The 3,301-nt window shown below is 61.6% G+C and carries 4 protein-coding genes and 2 pseudogenes; 3 read left to right on the top strand and 3 right to left on the bottom strand.

Annotated features, from left to right (window positions below; translation table 11 throughout):
• The first annotated feature begins 205 nt into the window (after positions 1 to 205).
• Both BG842_RS10465 and BG842_RS10460 read left to right on the top strand, forming a co-directional pair.
• A complete protein-coding gene (locus tag BG842_RS10465; RefSeq protein ID WP_069450682.1) occupies positions 206 to 448 on the top strand; it encodes a hypothetical protein in 243 nt (80 codons plus the stop codon).
• 172 nt (positions 449 to 620) lie between these two features.
• The gene (locus BG842_RS10460) at positions 621 to 956 is read left to right on the top strand and encodes a hypothetical protein (protein ID WP_007979862.1); all 336 of its coding nucleotides are present in this window, start codon (positions 621 to 623) and stop codon (positions 954 to 956) included.
• A gap of 120 nt (positions 957 to 1,076) precedes the next feature.
• On the opposite strand, the pseudogene BG842_RS33080 reads toward BG842_RS10460, so the two are convergent.
• Positions 1,077 to 1,540, bottom strand: a pseudogene (locus tag BG842_RS33080) (HAD-IC family P-type ATPase); the annotation flags it as partial.
• A 129-nt stretch (positions 1,541 to 1,669) separates the two neighbouring features.
• Between BG842_RS33080 and BG842_RS27430 the strand changes: the two are divergent.
• Positions 1,670 to 2,272: pseudogene (locus BG842_RS27430) on the top strand (HAD-IC family P-type ATPase); the annotation flags it as partial.
• A 72-nt stretch (positions 2,273 to 2,344) separates the two neighbouring features.
• Here BG842_RS27430 and BG842_RS10450 read toward each other — a convergent pair.
• Positions 2,345 to 2,680, bottom strand: coding sequence for a hypothetical protein (locus BG842_RS10450; protein ID WP_007979862.1), 336 nt, complete (start codon positions 2,678 to 2,680; stop codon positions 2,345 to 2,347).
• A 172-nt stretch (positions 2,681 to 2,852) separates the two neighbouring features.
• The gene (locus tag BG842_RS10445) at positions 2,853 to 3,095 is read right to left on the bottom strand and encodes a hypothetical protein (protein ID WP_069450682.1); all 243 of its coding nucleotides are present in this window, start codon (positions 3,093 to 3,095) and stop codon (positions 2,853 to 2,855) included.
• Positions 3,096 to 3,301 lie beyond the last annotated feature (206 nt).

Raw genomic sequence — 3,301 nt, 5'->3', positions numbered from 1 at the left:
CTGCTGGGCGGTGGACGGTCCGCGCCGTGACATGGTTTGCGGTACGACGGAGGCGGGCAAAAGGTGTTGGGCGGTCACTGGACCGTCGTCAGATGAGCCGATAGCACGGGTGGCGGGAATGGGCATGAATCAGTCAAATCGTGAAAGAGAGTAGTCAGAAAACATCCATAGTGCTAAAGGACCCTCCCGTTGGAGTTTATATCACATGACAATTGCCCTGACCGAAGACGACCAGGGAAAGCGTGTCATCGAGGCGGATGGTACGGCAGTCGGAATGGTCACGGAGGTACGGCACGGGACGGCGCACGTCGAAGCCGACCCGAGCGTCGTCGAGACGTTACAAACCGAACTCGACACGGGGGGAAACAACGAGAACACGTACGCCTTCTCGGAGGGGGACATCGAACGAATCGAGGACGACACGATAGTCCTCCGGACCCGCGACTGAGCGGATAGTTTCGAAGAAAAAATTACCTCGTGTACCCCTACCCGAGGTAACTAAAGAGTGCGACCGGATTGGTATATACTTTGTGTGTGCCAATTCGATCGCTGGAGATAAACGACTCGCACAGGCAAGCACGAGGCAAACATAAATGAGACAACGAAGAAACAAACGAACCATGAACGGTCAGCCGGATTCCGGGGATATCCCCGCTGGCTGGGAACGAGCACCCATCAGGGGGGACGAGATTCAACTCCAGCACGAGGACGGGAGCATCGCGGTGAAGGCGGTCAAAGCGACGATTTCGGACGAGTGGGAACTCGAACTGGAGGACAGCATCGGCAACAGATACACGACGATTCGACCGGTCGGCCGCGTGGCGACGCGCGACCGCGCTGTTTCGGCGCTGGTATCGTTCGCACGGGAGGTCAATGACCTTCGTCACGAACGCGGGGAGGTGCTGCCGGACGACATCGTTCGGGAAGTACAGCGCAGCGAGCGAGTGCCCGTTTAGACGATTTTTCGCGCGACTTCGGCCACGGCCTCGGCGGAGTCGCCGAGGATGTAGACGATGGGTTCGATGCCTACCCGACGCGACCGCCAGCGGCGTCGCCAGCCCCAGCGCACAGGGACACGAGACGATGAGCACGGTGAGACCGGTGAGGAGGGCGGTGGCGACCGTCGAACCTGTGACGAGGTGGTAGCCCGTCGTGACCACCGCGAGGACGAGCACCGTCGGGACGAAGAGGGTCGCCAGTTTGTCCGCGAGTCGCTGAATTCCCGACCGCGAACTCTGAATCTGCCACAACCGTTCGACGAGTCGTCGAGCGTGCTGGTCGCGTCGGTACCGACTTCGACGACGATGGGGTTGTCGGACGCGATGGTGCCGCCGAGCACGGGGTCGCCGGAACGTCGCGTCTTGGGAATCGACTCGCCCGTGATGAGCGACTCGTCGATGGCGGCGCTGCCGTCGACAACGGTCCCGTCCACCGGAACACGTTCGCCCGGTCGGACGAGAACGCGGTCGCCCGATACGAGGTCCTCGACGGGAACGGTCTCGTGGTCGTCGTCCTCGATGATGCGGGTGGCGTCGTCCACGTGCGCGCTGGTCAGCTCGGAGAGGCCGCTCGTGGCGCGCTGCTTGATGCGGTCCTCGTAGTAGTTCCCGATGGTGACCACGATGACGATGGTGACCGTCCACGTCGAGTAGACGTGGGTCCACACACCATCGTCATCGTGGTCACCATCGGGAACTACTACGAGGACCGCATCAAGCAGCGCGCCACGAGCGGCCTCTCCGAGCTGACCAGCGCGCACGTGGACGACGCCACCCGCATCATCGAGGACGACGACCACGAGACCGTTCCCGTCGAGGACCTCGTATCGGGCGACCGCGTTCTCGTCCGACCGGGCGAACGTGTTCCGGTGGACGGGACCGTTGTCGACGGCAGCGCCGCCATCGACGAGTCGCTCATCACGGGCGAGTCGATTCCCAAGACGCGACGTTCCGGCGACCCCGTGCTCGGCGGCACCATCGCGTCCGACAACCCCATCGTCGTCGAAGTCGGTACCGACGCGACCAGCACGCTCGACCGACTCGTCGAACGGTTGTGGCAGATTCAGAGTTCGCGGTCGGGAATTCAGCGACTCGCGGACAAACTGGCGACCCTCTTCGTCCCGACGGTGCTCGTCCTCGCGGTGGTCACGACGGGCTACCACCTCGTCACAGGTTCGACGGTCGCCACCGCCCTCCTCACCGGTCTCACCGTGCTCATCGTCTCGTGTCCCTGTGCGCTGGGGCTGGCGACGCCGCTGGCGGTCGCGTCGGGTAGGCATCGAACCCATCGTCTACATCCTCGGCGACTCCGCCGAGGCCGTGGCCGAAGTCGCGCGAAAAATCGTCTAAACGGGCACTCGCTCGCTGCGCTGTACTTCCCGAACGATGTCGTCCGGCAGCACCTCCCCGCGTTCGTGACGAAGGTCATTGACCTCCCGTGCGAACGATACCAGCGCCGAAACAGCGCGGTCGCGCGTCGCCACGCGGCCGACCGGTCGAATCGTCGTGTATCTGTTGCCGATGCTGTCCTCCAGTTCGAGTTCCCACTCGTCCGAAATCGTCGCTTTGACCGCCTTCACCGCGATGCTCCCGTCCTCGTGCTGGAGTTGAATCTCGTCCCCCCTGATGGGTGCTCGTTCCCAGCCAGCGGGGATATCCCCGGAATCCGGCTGACCGTTCATGGTTCGTTTGTTTCTTCGTTGTCTCATTTATGTTTGCCTCGTGCTTGCCTGTGCGAGTCGTTTATCTCCAGCGATCGAATTGGCACACACAAAGTATATACCAATCCGGTCGCACTCTTTAGTTACCTCGGGTAGGGGTACACGAGGTAATTTTTTCTTCGAAACTATCCGCTCAGTCGCGGGTCCGGAGGACTATCGTGTCGTCCTCGATTCGTTCGATGTCCCCCTCCGAGAAGGCGTACGTGTTCTCGTTGTTTCCCCCCGTGTCGAGTTCGGTTTGTAACGTCTCGACGACGCTCGGGTCGGCTTCGACGTGCGCCGTCCCGTGCCGTACCTCCGTGACCATTCCGACTGCCGTACCATCCGCCTCGATGACACGCTTTCCCTGGTCGTCTTCGGTCAGGGCAATTGTCATGTGATATAAACTCCAACGGGAGGGTCCTTTAGCACTATGGATGTTTTCTGACTACTCTCTTTCACGATTTGACTGATTCATGCCCATTCCCGCCACCCGTGCTATCGGCTCATCTGACGACGGTCCAGTGACCGCCCAACACCTTTTGCCCGCCTCCGTCGTACCGCAAACCATGTCACGGCGCGGACCGTCCACCGCCCAGCAGT

This window comes from Haladaptatus sp. W1 (genome assembly GCF_001723155.1).
GTDB classification, from domain to species: domain Archaea; phylum Halobacteriota; class Halobacteria; order Halobacteriales; family Haladaptataceae; genus Haladaptatus; species Haladaptatus paucihalophilus.
The sequence above is the reverse complement of the archived record's forward strand: the minus strand, read 5'-3'. Positions and strand labels throughout refer to the sequence as shown.

Excerpts from the sequence above, each read along its gene's own strand:
- BG842_RS10445 (WP_069450682.1), bottom strand. The coding sequence starts at position 3,095 with ATGACAATTGCCCTGACCGAAGACGACCAGGGAAAGCGTGTCATCGAG.
- BG842_RS10460 (WP_007979862.1), top strand. The coding sequence starts at position 621 with ATGAACGGTCAGCCGGATTCCGGGGATATCCCCGCTGGCTGGGAACGA.
- BG842_RS10450 (WP_007979862.1), bottom strand. The coding sequence starts at position 2,680 with ATGAACGGTCAGCCGGATTCCGGGGATATCCCCGCTGGCTGGGAACGA.
- BG842_RS10465 (WP_069450682.1), top strand. The coding sequence starts at position 206 with ATGACAATTGCCCTGACCGAAGACGACCAGGGAAAGCGTGTCATCGAG.